16 protein-coding genes are annotated in these 20,381 nt (G+C 59.1%); 4 read left to right on the top strand and 12 right to left on the bottom strand.

Features of this window, described 5'->3' with window-relative positions; all coding sequences use genetic code 11:
- Nucleotides 1-145 precede the first annotated feature (145 nt).
- The gene (locus IB246_RS26025) at nucleotides 146-838 is read right to left on the bottom strand and encodes a GNAT family N-acetyltransferase (protein ID WP_008043864.1); all 693 of its coding nucleotides are present in this window, start codon (nucleotides 836-838) and stop codon (nucleotides 146-148) included.
- A gap of 350 nt (nucleotides 839-1,188) precedes the next feature.
- On the opposite strand from IB246_RS26025, the gene IB246_RS26020 reads away from it, so the two are divergent.
- Nucleotides 1,189-4,572 (top strand): Ig-like domain-containing protein, encoded by a 3,384-nt coding sequence (locus IB246_RS26020; protein ID WP_008043863.1) that lies wholly within the window; start codon nucleotides 1,189-1,191, stop codon nucleotides 4,570-4,572.
- Nucleotides 4,573-5,045: 473 nt separating this feature from the next.
- Here IB246_RS26020 and IB246_RS26015 read toward each other — a convergent pair whose 3' ends face one another.
- The 4 genes from IB246_RS26015 to IB246_RS26000 all read right to left on the bottom strand — a co-directional run bounded on the left by IB246_RS26015 (nucleotide 5,046) and on the right by IB246_RS26000 (nucleotide 10,279).
- Entirely contained in the window at nucleotides 5,046-7,541 is a 2,496-nt protein-coding gene (locus tag IB246_RS26015; protein ID WP_008030862.1) for a TonB-dependent siderophore receptor, read from the bottom strand.
- A 546-nt stretch (nucleotides 7,542-8,087) separates the two neighbouring features.
- Nucleotides 8,088-9,017 (bottom strand): FecR family protein, encoded by a 930-nt coding sequence (locus IB246_RS26010; protein WP_032832550.1) that lies wholly within the window; start codon nucleotides 9,015-9,017, stop codon nucleotides 8,088-8,090.
- A 26-nt stretch (nucleotides 9,018-9,043) separates the two neighbouring features.
- Entirely contained in the window at nucleotides 9,044-9,589 is a 546-nt protein-coding gene (locus IB246_RS26005) for a sigma-70 family RNA polymerase sigma factor (protein ID WP_008040601.1), read from the bottom strand.
- 120 nt (nucleotides 9,590-9,709) lie between these two features.
- Nucleotides 9,710-10,279 (bottom strand): YceI family protein, encoded by a 570-nt coding sequence (locus tag IB246_RS26000; protein WP_008040599.1) that lies wholly within the window; start codon nucleotides 10,277-10,279, stop codon nucleotides 9,710-9,712.
- A gap of 203 nt (nucleotides 10,280-10,482) precedes the next feature.
- On the opposite strand from IB246_RS26000, the gene IB246_RS25995 reads away from it, so the two are divergent.
- Complete coding sequence (locus tag IB246_RS25995; protein WP_008040598.1) at nucleotides 10,483-11,241, top strand: SDR family oxidoreductase; 759 nt, start codon at nucleotides 10,483-10,485, stop codon at nucleotides 11,239-11,241.
- Between the two features lie 72 nt (nucleotides 11,242-11,313).
- On the opposite strand, the gene IB246_RS25990 is transcribed toward IB246_RS25995, so the two are convergent.
- From IB246_RS25990 to IB246_RS25965, 6 genes are all read right to left on the bottom strand, one after another.
- Nucleotides 11,314-11,766, bottom strand: a complete 453-nt coding sequence (locus tag IB246_RS25990; RefSeq protein ID WP_008040597.1) for an Ohr family peroxiredoxin — start codon at nucleotides 11,764-11,766, stop codon at nucleotides 11,314-11,316.
- A gap of 69 nt (nucleotides 11,767-11,835) precedes the next feature.
- Complete coding sequence (locus tag IB246_RS25985; protein ID WP_008030850.1) at nucleotides 11,836-12,288, bottom strand: Ohr family peroxiredoxin; 453 nt, start codon at nucleotides 12,286-12,288, stop codon at nucleotides 11,836-11,838.
- A 305-nt stretch (nucleotides 12,289-12,593) separates the two neighbouring features.
- The gene (locus IB246_RS25980) at nucleotides 12,594-13,271 is read right to left on the bottom strand and encodes a phosphoribosyltransferase (RefSeq protein WP_008040596.1); all 678 of its coding nucleotides are present in this window, start codon (nucleotides 13,269-13,271) and stop codon (nucleotides 12,594-12,596) included.
- A gap of 213 nt (nucleotides 13,272-13,484) precedes the next feature.
- Nucleotides 13,485-14,132 (bottom strand): hypothetical protein, encoded by a 648-nt coding sequence (locus IB246_RS25975; RefSeq protein ID WP_008040595.1) that lies wholly within the window; start codon nucleotides 14,130-14,132, stop codon nucleotides 13,485-13,487.
- 555 nt (nucleotides 14,133-14,687) lie between these two features.
- Nucleotides 14,688-16,046 carry an MATE family efflux transporter gene (locus tag IB246_RS25970; protein WP_008040594.1) on the bottom strand — a complete coding sequence of 453 codons (1,359 nt, stop codon included), beginning with the start codon at nucleotides 16,044-16,046 and terminating at the stop codon, nucleotides 14,688-14,690.
- Between the two features lie 230 nt (nucleotides 16,047-16,276).
- Nucleotides 16,277-17,179 carry a LysR family transcriptional regulator gene (locus IB246_RS25965; RefSeq protein WP_008040593.1) on the bottom strand — a complete coding sequence of 301 codons (903 nt, stop codon included), beginning with the start codon at nucleotides 17,177-17,179 and terminating at the stop codon, nucleotides 16,277-16,279.
- 104 nt (nucleotides 17,180-17,283) lie between these two features.
- Here IB246_RS25965 and IB246_RS25960 point away from each other — a divergent pair, with 104 nt between their 5' ends.
- Together IB246_RS25960 and IB246_RS25955 are read left to right on the top strand one after the other, a co-directional pair.
- The gene (locus tag IB246_RS25960; protein ID WP_008040571.1) at nucleotides 17,284-18,393 is read left to right on the top strand and encodes an alkene reductase; all 1,110 of its coding nucleotides are present in this window, start codon (nucleotides 17,284-17,286) and stop codon (nucleotides 18,391-18,393) included.
- Entirely contained in the window at nucleotides 18,390-19,400 is a 1,011-nt protein-coding gene (locus IB246_RS25955) for a zinc-dependent alcohol dehydrogenase family protein (protein ID WP_008040569.1), read from the top strand. Before IB246_RS25960 ends, IB246_RS25955 begins: the two co-directional genes overlap by 4 nt.
- A gap of 135 nt (nucleotides 19,401-19,535) precedes the next feature.
- On the opposite strand, the gene IB246_RS25950 is transcribed toward IB246_RS25955, so the two are convergent.
- Complete coding sequence (locus IB246_RS25950) at nucleotides 19,536-20,105, bottom strand: DJ-1/PfpI family protein (protein ID WP_008040567.1); 570 nt, start codon at nucleotides 20,103-20,105, stop codon at nucleotides 19,536-19,538.
- Between the last annotated feature and the right edge of the window lie 276 nt (nucleotides 20,106-20,381).

Raw genomic sequence — 20,381 nt, 5'->3', positions numbered from 1 at the left:
GTGGGAGCGGGCTTGCTCCGGGCGGCGTTCCGACGAAGAGGGAGTATCAGTCAACTTCATCTTTGCCTGATGCACCGCCTTCGTCGGAACGCCGCCCGGAGCAAGCCCGCTCCCACAATTGCTTGAGTTGTCTGGTGGGGCGCAGTCAGCGCGGCGACTCGCCCAACCGCTCGCGGACAAATTCATTGGCCTTGTGCGTCAATTGATCCAGATGCCGGTCACGCTGTTTTTCCGCATCAAGCATCGCCCGCTTGCCGTGCTTTTGCAGCAGGTACGTATGAATCTGCCGCACCTCCAGCGAGCTGTAGATCGACGCCACGTCGAGCAACCCCATCAACCCGTCAGAGCGATGATCGCGGGTGTTCATCAACACCTGCGTACCGCGCGTGCCCAGCACCTGAAAGCCCATCGATTCAAACCACGGCACCTTGGCCACCGCGCAGGTCAGCTCGGCATGCGGGTAGCGGCCGACCATTTCCCGCAGCATCCGCCGCGCCACGCCCTGACGCCGATGGCCGGCCTGCACCGCCATGTATGCGACGCCGCACGCCTCGGGATCGTCCTTGATCGGCAGGTACAGCAAGAAGCCGATGACCTGTTCCGGATCGTCCACATCGGTCGCGATCAGCAACTCCACCGCCACCCCTTTCGCCCCGTTCAGCGCCTCCAGATAGAGGTGAACCTCATAGCCGATCGCGTACTGGTAAACGTTGTACAACAGGTTGCTCGGCGGGATGGCGACCATGCTGATGTCGGTCAGGTTATCGACCACCATCTGCAGAATCTGGCTGGTGAGGTGCTCGGGGCACGGGGTTTTGAAATGGGTGATCTGGGGCATTGAGGCTCTGCTCTGACTCTGGCGGCGGACGCGCCTATCATAACGCGCCGACGAGACCGGGGTGGCGTGTCAGTTGACAGTCATGCCGAGTGACTATGGAAATCAACTGTAGGAGCCGGCTTGCCGACGATGAGGCCAGCGGCAACACCTCCTCACCGGGCGGGGCAATGGGGAATAACACCCTCCCCAAGACTGAGGAATATCCCCCAACTGTTAACTCTCGTTAACACTTCCCACGCATATCACTGAACCTAACGCGATGATTTATCTGACAATCTCGTTAGTGGCTCAGCTTTTGCGTCGATTTTTGCGCATGTGCCGACACCACGACACGCCCCCAGAGAACCACCATGAAAAGCTCAGCTCCTGTGAACAAGTCGCCCGGCTTTTTCCGGACGCCGGGCATTACTCTGGTGATGCTGATGACTTCCAGCCTGTCTGCGGTGAATGCCGCTCCGCTCGATGATTTCGGGCCACCGCCTCCGACCGATCCGTCAGCCTTCCATAACCCGCCTGCCGACCCTAAGGCAGCCCTGGAAGCACTGAAAAACCTGCCCCCGGCCAATCAAGGTGCCCTGGCCTTGCCCAACGGCGTGTTCGGCGACCGAAACACGCCGCGTGCCGACAACGTACTGCCACCCGCCGCACAGACATCGTTCAACTACCCCACCAACGGCAAGCCCAGCCCCTTGTTCGGAGCCGAACCATTCACTCAACAACTGCTGCTGTTCGAAGAGTTCGGCTCGGAAACACTCGACCCGACTACCCCGCCACAGACGATAACATTCCCCGTGCCAACCCTCGGCCCGGCGCCCCAGCAGGATCCGAACAACGTCGCCCGCAGCGGCCCGTCGAGTGCAGCGCTCGAAGCCTTCCTGCGCCAGCCGGGGTTGTCCCCGTTTCCTTCGCAGTTTTCCAATGTACTGGACCGCAATCCGTGGAAAGCGCAGATCGAAGCCTTCCTCAACCGGCATCCGGTAGGCTCGCCGGCGGAGGGTCGGCCACCGGGAAAAGGCTGGTCGCATCAACGCTGGAACGAGTTCTTCCCGCAGGTTCAGTTCAAGACAGTTCAAGCCGGTGCCAGAACCAACCAAGGCCTGCGTGACGCCCAACAATTGCACCACTACAACAAGGGCGAATTCGCCCCCGGCGGGCTCTACTACCAAACCTCGGACATCCCGGCGACAGCGGGCACCACTCGCGGTATCGACGTGCGTTTTCATTCAAGAATGCCGGTGCAGAATCACAACTCGCTGTGGACATTCGACGGCACCGTGCCGGCCAAATTGCTGATGGTCCGTTACGGTCAAGCGTTGCTGATGCGCCATTACAACGCCCTGCCAATCGACCCCGCAGCCAACGCCGGTTTTGGCCTGCACACCATCAGTACCCACGAACACAATGGGCACTCGCCGGCTGAAAGCGATGGCTTTACCAATGCATTTTTCTTTCCGGGGCAGTTCTACGATTATCGCTGGCCGCTGCAACTGGCCGGCTACGACACGATCAACACCAAGGCGCAGGATCCGCGTGCAGCCTTCCCCTGCTCACCGGGCGAAAAACTCTTCGTCAATGATGTCAGTCCGGGCCTCAAGACCTGCGAAAACGGCAGCATAAAAATCCGTGGCGACTGGCGAGAGACCATGAGCACCCACTGGTTCCACGACCACATGCTCGATTTCACCGCGCAGAATGTCTACAAGGGCAATGCGGCAATGATGAATTACTACAGCGCTGTGGATCGCGGCAACGAAGCGATCGAGGACGGCGTCAACCTGCGTTTTCCCAGCGGTTCAGCAATGCCTTGGGGCAACCGCGACTACGACGTGAACCTGCTGATCTCCGATAAGGCCTGGGACGAGAACGGCCAGTTGTGGTTCAACCCGTTCAACACCGACGGCTTTCTCGGGGATCAGATGCTGGTCAACTGGCAGTACCAGCCGAGCCTGAAAGTCCGCGCGCGCAGCTACCGTTTCCGCATTCTCAACGGCTCGGTGTCGCGCTATTTCAAGCTGGCGCTGGTACGGGAAATCAGCGGCAATGGCGGTGAATTTCCGGGGCCTGCCGGCTCTGGGGTTTCCTATAATCGGGTGCCGCTCCACCTGATTGCCAACGACGGAAATATCATGGAACACGCCGTGCCGTTCGACGGCAGCATGGACCTGGATGGTGACGGCGATAAGACCAATAACAATGCGATCCTGCCAACCATGGGCATCGCCGAACGTTTCGACATCATCGTCAACTTCTCGAAAAACGGGATCAAGGTCGGCGACAAACTGTACTTCGTCAACCTGCTGGTGCACGAAGACGGCAAGGGCCCGGAAGAACCCGCCCCCCTGGCTGACGTGCTGTCCGAGAAGTACAAGGCCGTCATCAAGCAAACCAGCAATGGCCCGAAATGGGACAGGGGCGACCCGCTGGTTGGCAAATTCCTGCAACTGTTGGTTCAGCCCTACAGTGGTCAGGACGTGGCCATGGACCCGGCAGCCTTTGTGCCTGGCGGCAAGACGATGATCCCGTTGCCCATCGATCGCGACAACCCGAACGACCAGGCCAGGCTCAACGTGGCGCGGCATCGGGAGTTCATTTTCGGTCGCTCCGATGGCACCGATGAAGCACCATGGACGATCAAAACCGATGGTGGCCCCGGCTTTCCCATGGACCCTCGCCGCATCAGTGCCGCACCGCAACTGGCCAGCGGCCCCACGGACGCCGGGTTCTCCGGCGACGGCACCCTTGAAGTGTGGAAAATCAAGAACGGCGGCAATGGCTGGAACCACCCGGTGCATGTGCATTTCGAAGAAGGCGTCATTCTCAGTCGCGACGGCAAGGCACCGCCGGAATGGGAAAAATGGGCACGCAAGGACGTCTTTCGTATTGGCGAAGGCGTCGACAGTTCAGTGGATGTCGACGTGGCGCTTCACTTCCGCGAGTTCGCCGGCACCTACATGGAGCACTGCCACAACACTCAGCACGAGGACACGTCGATGCTGCTGCGCTGGGATTCCGAGCATCCGGGGCAGTTCCAGTTGATGCCAACGCCGATACCGGGTTGGGACGGCGTCACCTTCGTCAACTCCGTGGCACTGCCGACTTTCCGCACTGGCGTTGACGGCGATGATAATGAAGGCCCGAACAAAAAACCCGTGGCCAACAATGACAGCGCCACGAGTAGTAACGGCCTGCCAGTGACCATCAGCGTGCTCGCCAACGACACCGACCCGGACGGTAACCTGCCGCTCAAGGTTGTCGGCCTGACCCAGCCGGATTCGGGCCAGGGCTCCGTGAGCACCGACGGCATTCGAGTGTTCTATATGCCACCGGCCATTGTTGCGGCGCCGTTCACTGCGGTGTTTACCTACGAAGCCAGTGACAACCTTGGCGCCGTCTCGGACAAACCGGCAACGGTGTCCGTGGCGGTCAGCGCTGCGGCGGCGGTGAATGAAACGTTGTTGGTCACCCGCGCTTCCGTCAACGTGCGCAGCAACAATCGCTATACCTGGGACGTGACCGGGACGACCTCGCGGGCGGCGGGCAACAGCATCACCGTCAGTGCGTCGACCACGGGCGGCCAGCTCAATCTGGGAACCGCGACGCTCACGCCGAACGGTACGGGTGCACGCTGGAGACTGTCCGTTACCACCACCGGCAACGGCCCGACACCGAGCCCGACCATCACCGTTCGCTCAGCGCTCGGGAAGACCGTTACAGCGCCAATTGCCGTGCATTAAAACGGCCACGCTTTGACGTCTGGTCAGCCACACCGCGTCGCCTGTATCGCCAGCAAGCCGGCTCCTACAGGTTCGGTGGTGTGTCAGGTGCATACAGATCCTTGTAGGAGCCGGCTTGCTGGCGATGGGGCTTGCGCGGTGTATCAGATACACCGCCATCGCTGGCAAGCCAGCTCCTACAGGTTCGGTGGTGTGTCAGGTGAATACTGATCCTTGTAGGAGCCAGCTTGCTGGCGATGGGGCTTGCGCGGTGTATCAGATACGCCGCCATCGCTGGCAAGCCAGCTCCTACAGGTTCGGTGGTGTGTCAGGTGAATACAGATCCTTGTAGGAGCCGGCTTGCTGGCGATGGGGCTTGCGCGGTGAATCCGATACACCGCCATCGTTGGCAAGCCGGCTCCTACAGGTTCGGTGGTGTGTAGGAGCCGGCTTGCTGGCGATTCAGGCGACGTGGTGTGTCAGCTCAGCGGGTGTTACCACTGATACGTCGCGCTCGCCTGAACGGTGCGCTGTGCGCCATACCAGCACCACGAATAGGAATAGCACGACGCCACGTACTCTTTGTTGGCCAGGTTGCTGGCGTTCACCGCCAGGCGCAGGTTGTCCTTGAGGCTGTTGATGTGCGGGATGTCGTAGTGCACTGCCGCATCCAGCAGCGTGTAACCCGGCACCTTCAGTGTGTTGGCAGTGTCGCCCCAGGAGGAACCGACGTAACGCGCCCCGCCGCCGACACCGAAGCCTTTGGCAACGCCGTCGTGGAAGGTGTAATCCGCCCAGACCGAGGCCGTATGACGCGGCACGCCATAGTTGGTGGTGCCTTTCGCCGGCACTGCCGGGCCGACGGCGATGTCGGTCAGCGGCGCGTAGCTCACGGTGCTGTTGGACTTGGTGATGCGGTTGTCCAGATAAGCGTACGCGGCGGTGATGTCCAGGTTGTCATTCAGGCTGGCCTTGCCTTCGAGTTCGAAACCACGGGAGCGCACTTCACCGCTCTGTTCCTGGCAACGCCCGGTGCCGCACAGGTGCGTCGGATCCGGATCAAGCGTCGGCACGTTGCTTTGGCGCAGGTCGAAGACCGACGCGGTGATAAAGCTGTTGCTGCCCGGTGGCTGGTACTTGATCCCCACTTCGTATTGCTGGCCCTCGGTCGGTTTGAACACCGAACCACCATAGCCGGTGCCCGACTGCGGTTCGAAGGATTCGGCGTAGCTGATGTACGGCGACAGGCCGTTATCGAACAGATAAACCAGCCCCACGCGACCGGTGAACGCCTCGCTGTCCAGAGAGGTTTTGGTCTTGACGTTGTTGCGCAAGTTCATCGAGCTGTTGTTGTTGGTCGCCCAGTCGTAGCGACCACCCATCAGCAACACCCACTTGTCCCATTTGATCTGGTCTTGCAGGTACAAGCCCTTCTGCTGGTTACGCTGCGTCGCGTCGGTGGTGAACGCCGGTGTGACGACCGGAACACCGTAGACCGGGTCAAAGATATCCAGCGTCGGCCCCGTGCCGAAACCGGACTTGGTATCCGTGCTGGTGTTCTGATAATCGCCACCCAACAGCACCGTGTGTTGCACCGGTCCGGTGTCGAATCTGGCTTGCACCTGGTTATCCAGGGTGTAGGCATCCAGGTCGACGTCTGTGGCAATGGTCGACCGGTTGGAGGTGCGGTAATCGGCGCGCAGGTTGCTGTTGTAGAGGCTGCGATAAACGCCCTCGCTGCGCAGGTAACGCGCGTTCTGACGCAAGGTCCAGACGTCGTTGAGGTGATGTTCGAACAAATAACCGATGGAGAAATACTCGCGGTCACTCTTCTCGAAATCCTTGTCGCCGTCATAGAAATCAACATCGATGTCACGCCCGGTCGGGCTGTGCAACACCGAGCCCCACGCCGGTGTCGAACCGTACGAAGCCGCCTTCGGGTCTTTCTGGAAATGCCCCAGCAGCGTCAGCGACGTGTCATCGCTCGGGCGCCAGGTGAACGCCGACGAAATGGACTGACGCTGGGTTTCGGTGTGTTCCAGTTGACCATCGGCCTCGTCGTACAGACCGGCCAGGCGATAGGAGTAAACGCCCTGGTCGTCGAGCGGACCGCTCAAATCGAAGGTCGTGCGTTTCTTGTCGAAGGTGCCGTACTCGACGCCGATTTCATGGAACGGCGTATCCAGCGGCCGCTTGCTGACCATGTTCACCACACCGCTGGGGCTGGCCTGCCCGTACAGAACCGACGACGGCCCGCGCAAAACGTCCACGCGCTCGAGATCAAACGAGTCTTTTTGCGGCGAGGCATCGCGACTGCCCGGCATGCGCAAGCCGTCCAGATACACGGCCGGGGAAAAACCACGGATGGTCATCTGATCCAGTCGCGAGGCGGTAGAGCCACGGGTTTCGGGAATCACGCCGGCGGTGTAACGCAAGATCTGGTTGAGATTCTCCGCGCCCTGGGCCCGCATCTGGTCCTTGGTGACCACGGAAATCGACTGCGGTGTTTCGTTCAGCGCCGTATCGGTCTTGGTCGCCGACAGCGCGCGCGTCGCGACATAACCCGCCACCGGGCCGGTCGGACTTTCGCTCGCATACGCGCCGTTGATGTTAGTGGCCTGCAACTCCAGAGAACCTTCGACCGCCTCGGGTGCAGGTTCGATGCGATAGCGCGTGGCCGATAGCGCGATGGCGTTGAGGCCGCTGCCCTGGAGCAATTGGGCAAGTGCGTCGCCGGTGCTGAATGGTCCGCTCAGGCCATTGCTGCGTTTACCGCGCGTCAAGGCCGGGTCGAAGGCCAACACCAGATCCGCCTGCTCGGCCAGGCTGTTCAGCGCCTGACTCAAATCCCCGGCCGGGATCGAAAAACTGCGGACAGCACTGGTGTGTGAACCCGCGACCGGCGATTCGGCAGCCAGCAGCGGCGCCGCGACAAAAGCCATCGCCACTGAAAGCGCCAGTGGGTGCAACGGACGAGCAAAGCGAGACATGAGAAATCCTGCGAAATGGAAGGCGTTACTAACCATGACGGCCATGTCGGAAAAACAGACAATGAATGCGAGCGATTTGCATTAATATTTTTTGAAACCCCGAAACCCTGTAGGAGCGAGCCTGCTCGCGATGGCGGTGGGTCAGACAGACCGTGTCGCCTGGATCGCCGGCAAGCCGGCTCCTACAGGTTGGGGTGAAACGGTATTGATGCCTTCCTCAACCTTGTAGGAGCTGGCTTGCCAGCGATGGCGGTGGGTCAGACAGACCGTGTCGCCTGGATCGCCAGCAAGCCGACTCCTACAGGTTGGGGTGAAACGGTATTGATGCCTTCCTCAACCTTGTAGGAGCTGGCTTGCCAGCGATGGCGGTGGGTCAGGCAGACCGCGTCGTCTGGATCGCCAGCAAGCCGGCTCCTACAGGTTGGGGTGAAATGGGATTGATGCCTTCCTCAACCTTGTAGGAGCTGGCTTGCCAGCGATGGCGGTGGGTCAGGCAGACCGTGTCGCCTGGATCGCCGGCAAGCCGGCTCCTACAGGGTCGGGGGGTTAGAGGGGTTTGATCACCACCAGCAGATCGGTGAAGTGCTCGACCTGGATCGGCAGGTTGTCCGCCAGTGTCGCGAGTGCAGCATCGGTGTCGTCGAGGCGGAACACGCCGGAGACGCGCAGCCCTTGCAGCGCCTGTTCGTCGTAGCGCACCAGGCCCCGTCGGTAACCGGCGAGGGCCTGAAGCACTTCGCTCAAGGGGCGGTCATCGACTTTGAGCAGGCCCCGGGTCCAGGCATCCGGGTGGGCGTTGCCGATAGGTTGCGGTGCTTGCGCCCGGCCCGCTCTGAGGGTGGTTTGCTCGCCCGCCGCAACGTTCACCGCCTCGGTGCCGTTGGCTTTGGCGGCAACAACAGACTCCAGCACACTGACCATGGTCGAACCATCGGCTGCACGTTTCACCAGATAGCGCGTGCCCAGCGCCGTCGCCGTCCCCTGATCAGTGCGCACCACAAACGGACGCCGGGCGTCCTTGGCCACCTCGACCCACATCTCCCCTTCCAACAACTCGATGACGCGCTGCTGGCCGTCGAACTTCACGTCCAGCGCCGAATGACTGTTGAGCTGAACATGGCTGCCGTCCGAAAGCACCACCTCACGCCGCTCGCCCACGCCGGTACGTTGATCGGCGAGCCAGACCGGCATGTTGTCCAGGCCGATCCAGCCACAGACCAACACACCCAGCAGCGCAATCGCCTGGGCGCCACGGCCCGACACTCTCGGGCCCGGCCGGGCAAAGGCATGCTTGAGGGCAACGCGTGCGGGGGCGGCAGGCAGCTCGTCAAAACCGCCCCACAAAGCCCGCATGCGCTCCAGGGCGAGCGCGTGGCGCGGGTCGGCTTCGCACCAGACATCGAAAGCCACGCGTTCGGCGTCGGTAGCCAAATCGTCGTGCAACAACGTCAGCCAGTAAGCCGCCTCAAGGATCATCTGCTCGGAGGGTGGTTGGATGTTCGTCACGACGGCTGTTCCGCCCCGTACAAGGTGTTGTAGCAATGGACGAGCGCACCGGCGACGTAGTTCTTGACCGTGCTGGCGGACACTTTCAGTTCAATCGCGATCTCGCTGTAGGTAAGGCCGTCGAGCCGGCTGAGCAGGAACGCCTCGCGGTTCTTGTCTGGCAATCCGGCGAGCATCACAGCGATTTTTTCCAGCGCCTCAAGCGCCACATGGATCGCTTCGGGGTCGGGCATGCCGGCGTCATGCGCCTGGATCGCCAGCGCCTCGAGGTACGCCTGCTCGATCCGCCGGCGTCGGGCCCCATCGATCAACAAGCGCCCCGCCATGGTCGCCAGAAATGCCCGCGGCTCTTTGATGGTGTGAGGCTCGGCGAGGGTGAGCACGCGAATGAACGCGTCATGGGCCAGATCGGCCGCACGTTGCGAACAGCCGAGTTTTTTCCGTAGCCAGCCATGCAACCAGGAATGGTGATCGCTATAGAGGTCGGTGAAGGTCCGCTGACGACGGGCAACGTCGTCATCAACCACGGAAAAATCGCGCATACGCAAAAATTTCTCAAATAAGAAAGATTACCAGTAGCGCGAACGATGACAGTAAAACCATGGCAGAGCAAGCGACGTAAAGCCGCGGTGAATCAGAACATTGCGCAGGAGGCTAAACAGCTATTGCTCCGGCGCAACCATCCGGAACCTGATGTTGATATCGTCGGAAACCACCGTGTCCGCCCACTCGCCTTCACCGATTTTGAAGTCGCTGCGCTTGAGCGTCAGCTGGCCATCGAATATGCCGATGGCTTTCTGGGACTTCAGCAGGACCGGCACTTGCACCGTGCGCGTTATTTTCTTGAGGGTGAGATTGCCGGTGATCAAGTAACGGTTGTTGCTCAACACTTTTACAGCGGTCGATTCAAATGTCGCCTTCGGATAAGTGGCCGTGTCGAACCACGCGGGCTTTTTCAGCTCTTCGTTGGCGTCACTGCTTCCGGCATCGATGCTGTCGAGTTCGATCGTGAGCACGGCGTGGGCTGCCGAGGGGTTCGTCGTGTCGAAATCCAGCTTGCCTTCGAACTTGCCGAACGTGCCGTAGACCCGTGAGCTGAACTGTTTGTAGGTGAAAGAGATCGTGCTGGCGGTCTCATTCACCTGTTTGTATTCGATGGCATCGGCGCACGGCAACACGCCGAGCGTGAGCGCGACAAGCACGGCGGCGGAACGCGGGAAACGAAGGTTCATGGGATTCTCCGGCAGGACGCCCTGGTGCAGTGAGGTGCTGCACACAAAGGCCAGCCATAGGTGGACTAAAGCAAAAAATCGCCGTTTGTGCCATGGGTGCACCGGCGGCCCGACCACCTGTCGCGCAACCCCGTTACGCGCCGGATGCCTGAGTCATGCAGGTGTTTAATGAGTGTTCCATTCACCGCAACGGGAGGCTGGTCATGAAAATCGTCGTCATCGGAGGGACTGGACTGATCGGCAGTCAACTGTGCAAAAACCTGCGGGCACTGGGGCATGAAGCGCTGGCAGCGTCGCCGAGTACCGGCGTCAACGTCATCAGTGGCGAAGGACTGAAGGAAGCCTTGAAAGGCGCAGATGTGGTGGTGGACGTGGCGAACTCGCCCTCATTCGAGGATCACGCGGCGTTGCACTTTTTCGAAACGGCCGGGAAAAACCTGTTCGCGGCGGAGAAAATCGACGGCGTCAAACACCATGTTGCACTGTCGGTGGTCGGCACCGAGCGCATGCTCGAAAGTGGTTACTTCCGGGCGAAAATGGCTCAGGAAAAACTCATCAAACACTCGGGCATTCCTTACACGATCCTGCGCGCCACGCAGTTCTTCGAGTTCATCGGTGCCATTGCCTACTCGGGTCGCGAAGACGGCAACACCATCCACCTGACCCCTGCCGCACTGCAACCGATTGCCTCGCTCGATGTCGCCACGGCGCTGACCGATATCGCCTTGAAAGCGCCAGACAACCAGACCCTGGAAGTCGCCGGGCCGGATCGCAGGCCAATCGTTGAATTCGTGAGCCAGTATCTGCAGCACATCAAAGACCCGCGCGAGGTTGTCCCGGATGACACGGTTCCTTACTTCGGTGCGCCCATCAACGATCAGTCACTGACGCCAGGGGCGAATCCGATCGTGGGCGCGACACGTTTTGAACATTGGCTGAAGAGCACATTGGCGCCCAATTGACGCTTATCGATGTTGCCCGGGCCGGCGGCCGGTTCGACTCGCCTGGCGAAGTCGAACCGGTCGTGCGGTGCATCACTCGGTGATGACGTTCAACGTCACGTCGATGTTGCCGCGGGTGGCTTTGGAGTACGGGCAGATCTCGTGGGCGCCATGCGCCAGTTTCGTTGCGACCTCGTTCGACAGGCCCGGTACGCGCAGGGTCAATCGCCCCTGGATGAAGTACGCCTGGCCGGTCTGGCCCAAATCAACTTCGATGTCTACCGCCGTGTCGGCCGGCAGTGTCACGTTCAACTCCTTGGCCACCAGGCCGACAGCGGCGCTATAGCAGGCCGACCAGGCGCCGGAGAACAATTGCTCGGCGGTCGGGTGCGGCAGAATGTTCGAAAACTGGTGCGCCGGTTTTGCGCTGCCGGGCGAGGACAGCACGATGTCGAGGTTGCCGTTGTGGCCGCGCGACGTGTTGCCGGCTGCGCTAGGGGTGGTGTGGGTTTTGCCGGTTGCCAGGACTTTTTCGATCTTGCTCATGATGAATGCTCTCAATTAGGGATTTGTTTTACGCGTGCGCTTTTATCGCACGCGATGCTTTGACAATAATTAAACGGTGAGGACGTTCAGTGCCACATCAATATTGCCGCGTGTTGCTTTCGAGTATGGGCAGATCTGATCAGCGGTGTGCGCCAGCGTGGTGGCGATGTCGTGTGGCAGACCCGGTACGCGTAGGGTCAAACGAGCCTGAAGGAAGTAGGCCGGGCCGGTTTGCCCCAGATCGACTTCGATATCGACCGAAAAGTCCGCTGGCAGTACCACGTTCAAATCATTGGCCACCAGACCGACGGCAGCGGTGTAGCACGCCGACCATGCACCGGCGAACAGTTGCTCGGCAGCCGGGTGCGGCTGGGTGCCGGCAAACACATGAGCAGGTTTGGCGCTGCCAGGTGTCGACAGGGTGATGTCGAGGCTGCCGTTGTGGCCGCCGGAGGTGTTGCCGGCAGCGCTGGCGGTGGTGTGGGTTTTGCCGGTGGCCAGGACTTTTTCGATCTTGCTCATGGGGTGAATCCTCGATGTTGCGATAGGTTTGATTTAGTGTCGCATTCGATTGTGTCGCATGCGATGGATGAATATTCACGCAGATGCCGGTGGGTGTCAATAGGTGGTTAGCGAGTTCTGCGACGAGCGGTATAAACCATCAGGCCGCCATCGCCGGCAAGCCGGCTCCTACAAGGATCGGGTTTGCACGCGGACATTGTAGGAGCCGGCTTGCCGGCGATGGCGCCCTCAAGATCAACGCAACTTCCAGCCAAAAAAAATGGGCCACCCTGCAACGGATGACCCATCTCTCAAACCCCAAATGTTTACGCCGCCCCACTCCCCTGCCGCTGCCACGCCCGCGTCAACAAACCGATGACCTCGGCATCCGCAGTCTGGGAAAAATCCACGTACCAATGCCCGATCGACATAAACCAATCAGCAGTGATCGGGCACACCAACTCGTCCACCTCACCGCGCAGCGCCTCCGCCGTTTCAACCGGCGCCACCGGCACCGCGACGACAATGCGCGCCGGCGCCTGTGCGCGCACCGCGTGAATCGCCGCCCTCATCGAAGCGCCCGTCGCCAGGCCATCGTCAATCAGAATCACCACCTGATCCTTGAGCTGCACCGGCGCGCGCGTTCCGCGATACACCTGCTCACGCCGCAGCAGTTCGCGGGTTTCCCGTGCGACCACGGCATCGAACGCGGCCTGATCAATCGGGTGTGCCCGCAGCGTATACTCATTGAGGATTTGAATACCGCCGCTGGCAATCGCGCCCATCGCCAGCTCCTGATGGGTCGGAACGCCCAGTTTGCGCACCAGCATCAGGTCGAGGCGAACGTCCAGCGCGGTCGCCACTTCGTACGCCACCGGCACACCGCCACGGGGCAAGGCGAGGACGATGACATCGGGGCGATGCGCGTACTTGAGCAACGGCGCCACCAGCCGCCGACCGGCATCGGCGCGGTCTTGCAGAATGGTTGTCGATGAAGGACTCATGTGGAAAACCTCCCCAGGCGATCAAGCCTGTCGGTTTACATCACCGTCACTCTGGATTGTCAGTCCGAAGGTGGACGACAGCAAGCCCGCCGGCCTTCACCGACGACTCGACTTTGTGGAGCAACTTTTGACGCAAAAAAAAAAGCCACCCTGTTACGGGTGGCCCTCTTTTTAAAACCGGAGGTATCCGGGAAGTTCAGCGAACGTTACAACTTAGCAAGCACTCGCAACAGCCCGCTGCGGCACCACATCGTCGTTCTGTTTTATCACTCGTTGAGTCAATGCCAGCATTGCCAGGAAACCCAGTGCAATCAACAGCGGATACGCCATCAACAGTTCAGAGAGTGAATACTTCCAGGCCAACGGGCGTCCGACACCCAGCAGGGCCGCATACATCCAGGACACCGCCGACAGCGAGCCGCAGAACAGCGCCAGCATCCGAGCGCTAAACTCGAGCTTGAGCAGCGATCCGGCCTTCTGCATAGCCGGCAACACCAGGCGATGCAACAAGATGCCGTTGTACGTCAGCAACATGACAATGATCACTTTGGCTTGAAGTTTCGGGTTCATGAAGTACTCGACTCCCTTCTCCAGGTAATCAATACCCACAATTGCAATACCGGTGACCCACAAAGCAATCAATGCAACAACGACAGACGTCTGGAGACTTTCCAGATGCGCATTATCGTGTTCCGAAAACACCTTGCCCTTCAACAAGTTCTTAACCATGGCTATATCACTGGTCAACACCAAACCAATGGCAACACAACAGGCGACCAAGTGAGCATAAACAACACCCAACCGCACAAATTCCATACACTCTTTGTTTTCGACCAGACTCATAATTGTATTTATAGACACGGTACTTCTCCAACTGATTATACAGTGCGAATCATTAGTTCAGCGGGGCTCTAATCGAGTTACAGGCCCTACGAGATTCGACTGATAAAAGACAAGCCAAATCAGTGATTTGGCGCGGCTGAACCGATTAATTTGCCCGGCAAATCAAGTTCGGCTATTTGTTGGCTCCTGAATTTCAGGTAAAAAAATCCTCATTTGCATTCAATGCATATGAGGTTCGGGATCCACTTCTCTTTCTGCAGCTGCAGGGGCAGGTCATGGCGACGTGCTGAAGTATCAGAGGGCATTAAAGCAAAAATGTTCATTTTTCGTGCAAACCACCGACAAACGGTTAGTTCAGAAGAAACAACTCGCCTCGATGGATAATACCCAACTTCCCTGAAAGCCACGTGATAACTGGCCTGGTAAATTACTTGAGGCCTTAGATTCTTCCATTGGATCCATTAGTTGTTACCTCACTAACGATATCTGCAATAGAGACCAACTCGCATTCCGTGCCCCTCCAACTAAAACAGTCATACTTATTAGGGCCAGATTTGAAATAAAGGATCCAATCTACACCAGGCGTTCAATCTTCTGATGTTGCCACACTAGTTTGTAATACAGCGTCTGCAACATCAGCATCCCCAAATACGCCACCGGAAACGCCATCCACACACCCTGCAATCCGAACTGCCCGTCCAGCACATACGCCATCGGCAACTGCACGCCAAGCACGCACACAATCGAAATCGCCATCGGCACCAACACCGTGCCGCTGGCCCGCATGATCCCGCCGACAATCGCCTGAAAGCCAAACACCAACAGGCTCCAGAGCATGATGTGCAACAAGTGCTCGGCCTTCGCCCGAGTCAAATCGTCCGTCAGAAACAACCCCAGCAACCAGTGCGACAACAGGTAACCCAACACCACCAACCCACCGGTCAGGCACACATTGATCAACAACCCGGTGCGCAGAATCGGCCCCATCCGCTCAATGCGCCCTGCCCCAATCGCCTGCGCCCCAAGAATCGACGCCGTGATAGCAATCGACAACGCCGGAAACTGCACATAATTGACGATCTGCGTCACCGCCCCATACGCCGCCGTCGCCTGCGAACCGTGCTGATTCACCAGCGCCAGAATCACCAACTCCGACACCGACAACACCACCATCTGCAACCCGGTCGGCAAACCGATGCGCAACACCTTGCCGAGAATCACCCGATCCAGGCGCATCGCCGCAAACATCTCCCGATCCGGCGCCAACGGATGCCCCCGCCGAATCAACCGCCACGCCAACCACCCCATCGCCGACAAATTCCCCACCAATCCCGCATACGCCGCACTCTGAATCCCCAACATCGGCAACCCGAACCAACCGCGAATCAATGCGGGCGTCAACGCCAACCCGATGCAGGTCGACACCACCAATGCGATCAGCGGCGACACCGTATCGCTCACCCCGCGCAACAGCTGGGTGAAGAGCACGTAGACCAGCAGCGACGGCATGATCCACATCATCACGTGGGCGTAGGACACGGCGTCGTCCAGCACGTCGGCTGGAGTGCCCAAGCCTTGCAAGGCTGGCCTTGCGAATACGCTGCCCAGCACCGCCGCTGTCAGGCCGATGATTGCTCCCAACAGCAACGTGGTGGCGGCGATGGTTTTCACTAGGTGCGGTTCACGCGCGCCCCAGGCTTGGCCGATGAGCACGCTCGCACCCGCGCCGAGGCCGATGACCAGGGCGATGAAGAAGAACACGATGGGGAACATGCCGGAGACGGCGGCCAGGGCTTGGGTGCCGAGCATTTGGCCGATGTAGATGCTGTTGACGGTGCCCGACATGGATTGGAGGAAGTTGGAGAGGACCATGGGGGTGAGGAAAAGGAGGTAGGTTTTCCAGAGGGGGTGTTGGGTGGTGGGGGTTTGCATTGAGGGTCCGTCTCGGGTGGGGGCTGGCATCCAGGAAATTCTACGCTAGGGGGCTGACCGTAACGCGTGCCCATTTTAGAAAGAGTGGGTAGCGTGATTAATGTCTGCTTTCGCCTGTGGATTCAACCGGTCGACGCAACGGATTGGGTAAATCGTCCAGCGCTGCGCCCCATTGGCTGAGTGATCACTTCCTCGATAAAGAACCCTTAAGAGCTCTCCAAACGTTGATACTAAGAAGGCAGAACCATGCCCCGCTCAAACAGGACAGTACTGGCAAATTCCGTGAACGCTCTAACTGCGCGGGGAATATGCCGCCTGCTCGGAAATACAAAATAGACACCTGCCTCATGGCTATAGCCGGGCAAAACTTCCTTCAGCACTCCTTGTTCTAGAGGTGCGAGTGTGGTCAGGGATGGCACCAGCGCTATACCCAGGTTTGCCAGCGCAGCGCCTAGCTGTGCCTGATGAGTGTTCACCTGAAAACGGCTGCTGACGGGCACTTCGATCATGCCGTCTGGACCACGCAATCGCCATGTGACCGGAGTGCTTCCGATCGCGGGCCGCGTGATGCATTCATGTTGGGTCAGATCTTGCGGACTGATCGGTGTTCCATGTGTGGACAGGTAGTCGGGGCTGGCAACCATACGCCACTCAATCCAACCGATTTCCTTTGCCACCAGCATTGGCTCCACCATTTTGCCGGACCTGACGGCGACATCAATGCCGTCAGCCAGTAAGTCGGCGCGAGCATCGCTAAGCACAAACTCCACTCGCACGGCGGGATGCTTGGCCATGAAGTCCGCAATCAATTCCATGGGAAACCAGTTTAAGAAGTCCACGCCGGCTGCCACGCGAACCCGGCCGCTCGGCTTTTTGCTGCTATCTGCCAGATCCTGGGCAGACTGGTTCAGTGCGTCGATCTGCTCTGCACACTGTGCAAAAAAGGCCTGGCCGGCATCTGTCAATGCCAAACGGCGCGTTGAACGCTGCAGTAAGCGTACGCCGACGCTGCGTTCCAGTGCTTGCAGACGACGGCTGCCAGTGCTGGGCGGAATACCCAAGCGTCGCCCAGCCTCTGCAAAGCTGCCCGCACGTACCACGTGAACGAATAGGGCAATGTCATTCAAGTCCAAGATCAATCATCCCAAAAATGCACGAGTACATGTCATTGCTTCATCTTTTCCCATAATAACTCCCGACCTAACATTGCGGGCACCTTTTACACAGGAAGCCTGTAATGACCCTCTCTTTGCATCACCCGGCGCAGCTTGGCGAACTGTATTTAAAGAATCGCATCATCATGGCGCCGATGACACGCAGCCGGGCAACTGAAGCCAACACTCCCAACGCTTTAATGGCCGAGTATTACTCCCAGCGCGCATCCGCAGGGCTGATCATCGTTGAAGGCACCTCGCCTTCACCGAATGGCCTGGGTTACGCGCGGATGCCAGCCTTATTCAATGGTGCCCACGTACAAGACTGGAAGCAGGTCACCGCCGCAGTGCATGCCAAGGGTGGCAAGATCGTGCTTCAGCTAATGCATGCCGGTCGTGTTGCGCATGTTGCCAATTTGCCCCTCCGCGCAGAAGTGCTTGGCCCCGGCGCGGAGCGCGCACCGGGTGACATTCATACTGACGCACATGGCATGCAGGCCACCTCCACGCCACGCGCGATGAGTGCCACCGATATTCAGGTGGCCGTCGCCGAATTTGCGCGCGCAGCGAGCCTCGCCATTGAAGCCGGTTTTGACGGTGTGGAGTTGCATGCCGGCGGCGGTTATCTGCTTGATTCCTTTTTCAACGCAACCATCAATCAACGCAATGATGCATACGGCGGAAGTTCGTCCGCGCGTAACCGTTTCATTCTGGAAGTCGTTCAGGCAGTGGTGGCTGCAATCGGCGCGACGCGTGTAGGCATCCGCTTCATGCCCCACAGTGGATCGAATGGTGCATTCAACTATGCGGAAATGGACGCGCAATATGTCGAGCTCTGTCGGCAACTCTCCAGCTTCGGCCTCATGTACCTGCACCTGGTGAACTTCGAGTCGATGGGGCTGCCGCCGCTGCCGGTCAGCCTACGTGACGCCATGCGCGACGCTTTCAAGGGCCCACTCGTATTGGCAGGTGGTTTTGACCAGGCCAATGCGGCAGGCGCGCTGGAAAGAGACGAGGCCGAGTTTCTTGCCTTTGGTCGGCCATTCCTGGCCAATCCTGATCTGGTAAATCGTTTGCAGGCCGGCGCTCATTTGAATTCCGCCGACTTCGCGACGTTTTATTCCAGCGGATCGCAAGGCTATACCGACTACCCGACTCTGGCTGAACAAAACGCATTGAAGGTTGAAGCATGAAGACGTCCCAAACCTATCGGCTGACAGCGCCAAGCCTGGAATCGCTGCAACTGTTTACCGAGACCGTGCCTGCCATCGGCTCATACGAAGTATTGGTCCGGATGCGCGCCGCATCACTTAACTACAAGGACAATTTCTACCTGGCTGGCGCACAGGGTATTCAGCTGCCTCGCCCAACCGTGCCGCTATCGGACGGCGCTGGCGAAGTCGTAGCGGTTGGTGAGCATGTAAATCGGTTCGCAGTGGGCGATAGCGTGGCGGGTAACTTTGTGCAGGACTGGCTGTATGGCCCCCTCGCCGATCACGCCGCAAATTCGAGCACGACGCTTGGTCACGGGATTGACGGCACGCTGACGCAATACCGTGTCTTCAACCAGGAAGGGTTGGTGGCATTACCCCGGAATTTGTCTTACGAAGAGGGCGCCACGTTACCTTGCGCTGCGGTGACAGCCTGGAATGCCGTGCGAGAGGTACGCCCTTCGCAAACAGTGCTCATTCTGGGCACCGGCGGGGTAGCCCTGTTCGCACAGCAATTTGCCAGTGCGCTGGGCGCCCGAACTATCGTCACGTCCTCCAGCGACGCCAAGCTGGCGCGCGCAGCTGCGGCCGGGGCGGATCACTTGATCAACTATCAAAGCGATCCGGACTGGCACAAAAAAGCACGCGAGCTGACCGGTGGGAAAGGTGTTGATCACGTCATCGAGACCGTTGGTCCTGATACGCTGGAACGCTCCATACTCGCAACGCGCCGTGACGGTACGGTGCATTTGGTTGGCCTGATCAATCCGGTTGGGAAGATTGACCCAATGCTAATTCTTGGCGGTACGGTCACAGTACGCGGCGTGCGTGTCGGTTCGCGGCAATTGTTCGAGGAGATGAATACCTTCATCGAGCGCAAAGGAATCCACCCGATTATTGGACACCGCTTTGACTTTAGCGATGCCAGGGATGCCTTCGCCCAGCAACTCAAAGGGCCAGAGTTTGGAAAGATCGTAATCACCTTCTGACGTGGAGATGCTCGGCCGGACGCCGTCGCTCACGCGGCTGCTTCTGGCCGATTGTTGTCGTTCACGAACGACTGCTTTCGGCTGTGGATTCAACCGGTCGACGCAACAGATTGGCTGTTTTGCAGGACGAAGCAGTCACCGATGTTCCGCTGCCAACATTGACCTGAATTGAGAAGTGATCTCTGAAGATAGCCCGGCAGCTTCGAACACTGCGCAGGTGAAGCTAACGGGTGCAGGGCCTGGAGCAGTTATAATGCGGTCTGCAACCACAGCCACTGCACTGCATCGATAAAGCGAGCGCCCCTCATAACCTACGGCATTCTGCTGTAAGAAGTCAGCGCTGTTCGATGTATGAGGAACCGTGTCGAGAAGCCCGGCCCTCGCAAGTGCCAGCGTTCCCCCACAGATACCGGCAATTGTCGCTCCACTTGAACGACTAGCATGAAGAAACTCTCGAATATCCGGTGCTTCTGCACGCTCCCAGACCATTCCTCCAATGACGACAACAACGTCCGGTTTCCAGTCCAGACATTGTTGCAAGCTGCTATCGACAGTTACAGCCAATCCACCCTGCGAGAGGAACTGCCCCGTAGCAGAAGCGAAAAACCTGACGTCGATCCCGTAAAACGGAGACGCAGTTCCAGCAATGAAAGCATATTCCCAGTCCGCAAAACCGGGTGTCAGTATCAATCCCACGCGTGCCATCAGTCAGAATCCTCCATGAATGCCAATAACATATGGCGACAACACACATACATCAAGGGCTGCTATGGGTCGATAGCAGTCGCCCACGGAAGGCGCGTAATGGTCCTAGGACGCTATTAAAATCCTACACAAACCTCGGAATGCGTCACCTTCCCCGCCGTTCTGATGAAGCCTATAGTCCGACCCGTCGCCCAAAATGGCGATTCGGGTTTGGCGACCTGAGCTACGAGTGCGAGGGCAGCCTGCTCATTTGCAGGCGTCGTCGCAACCGCAAAA

It is taken from the genome of Pseudomonas sp. PDM01 (genome assembly GCF_014852325.1).
In the GTDB taxonomy this organism is placed as follows: Bacteria; Pseudomonadota; Gammaproteobacteria; order Pseudomonadales; family Pseudomonadaceae; genus Aquipseudomonas; species Aquipseudomonas migulae.
The sequence above is the reverse complement of the archived record's forward strand: the minus strand, read 5'-3'. Positions and strand labels throughout refer to the sequence as shown.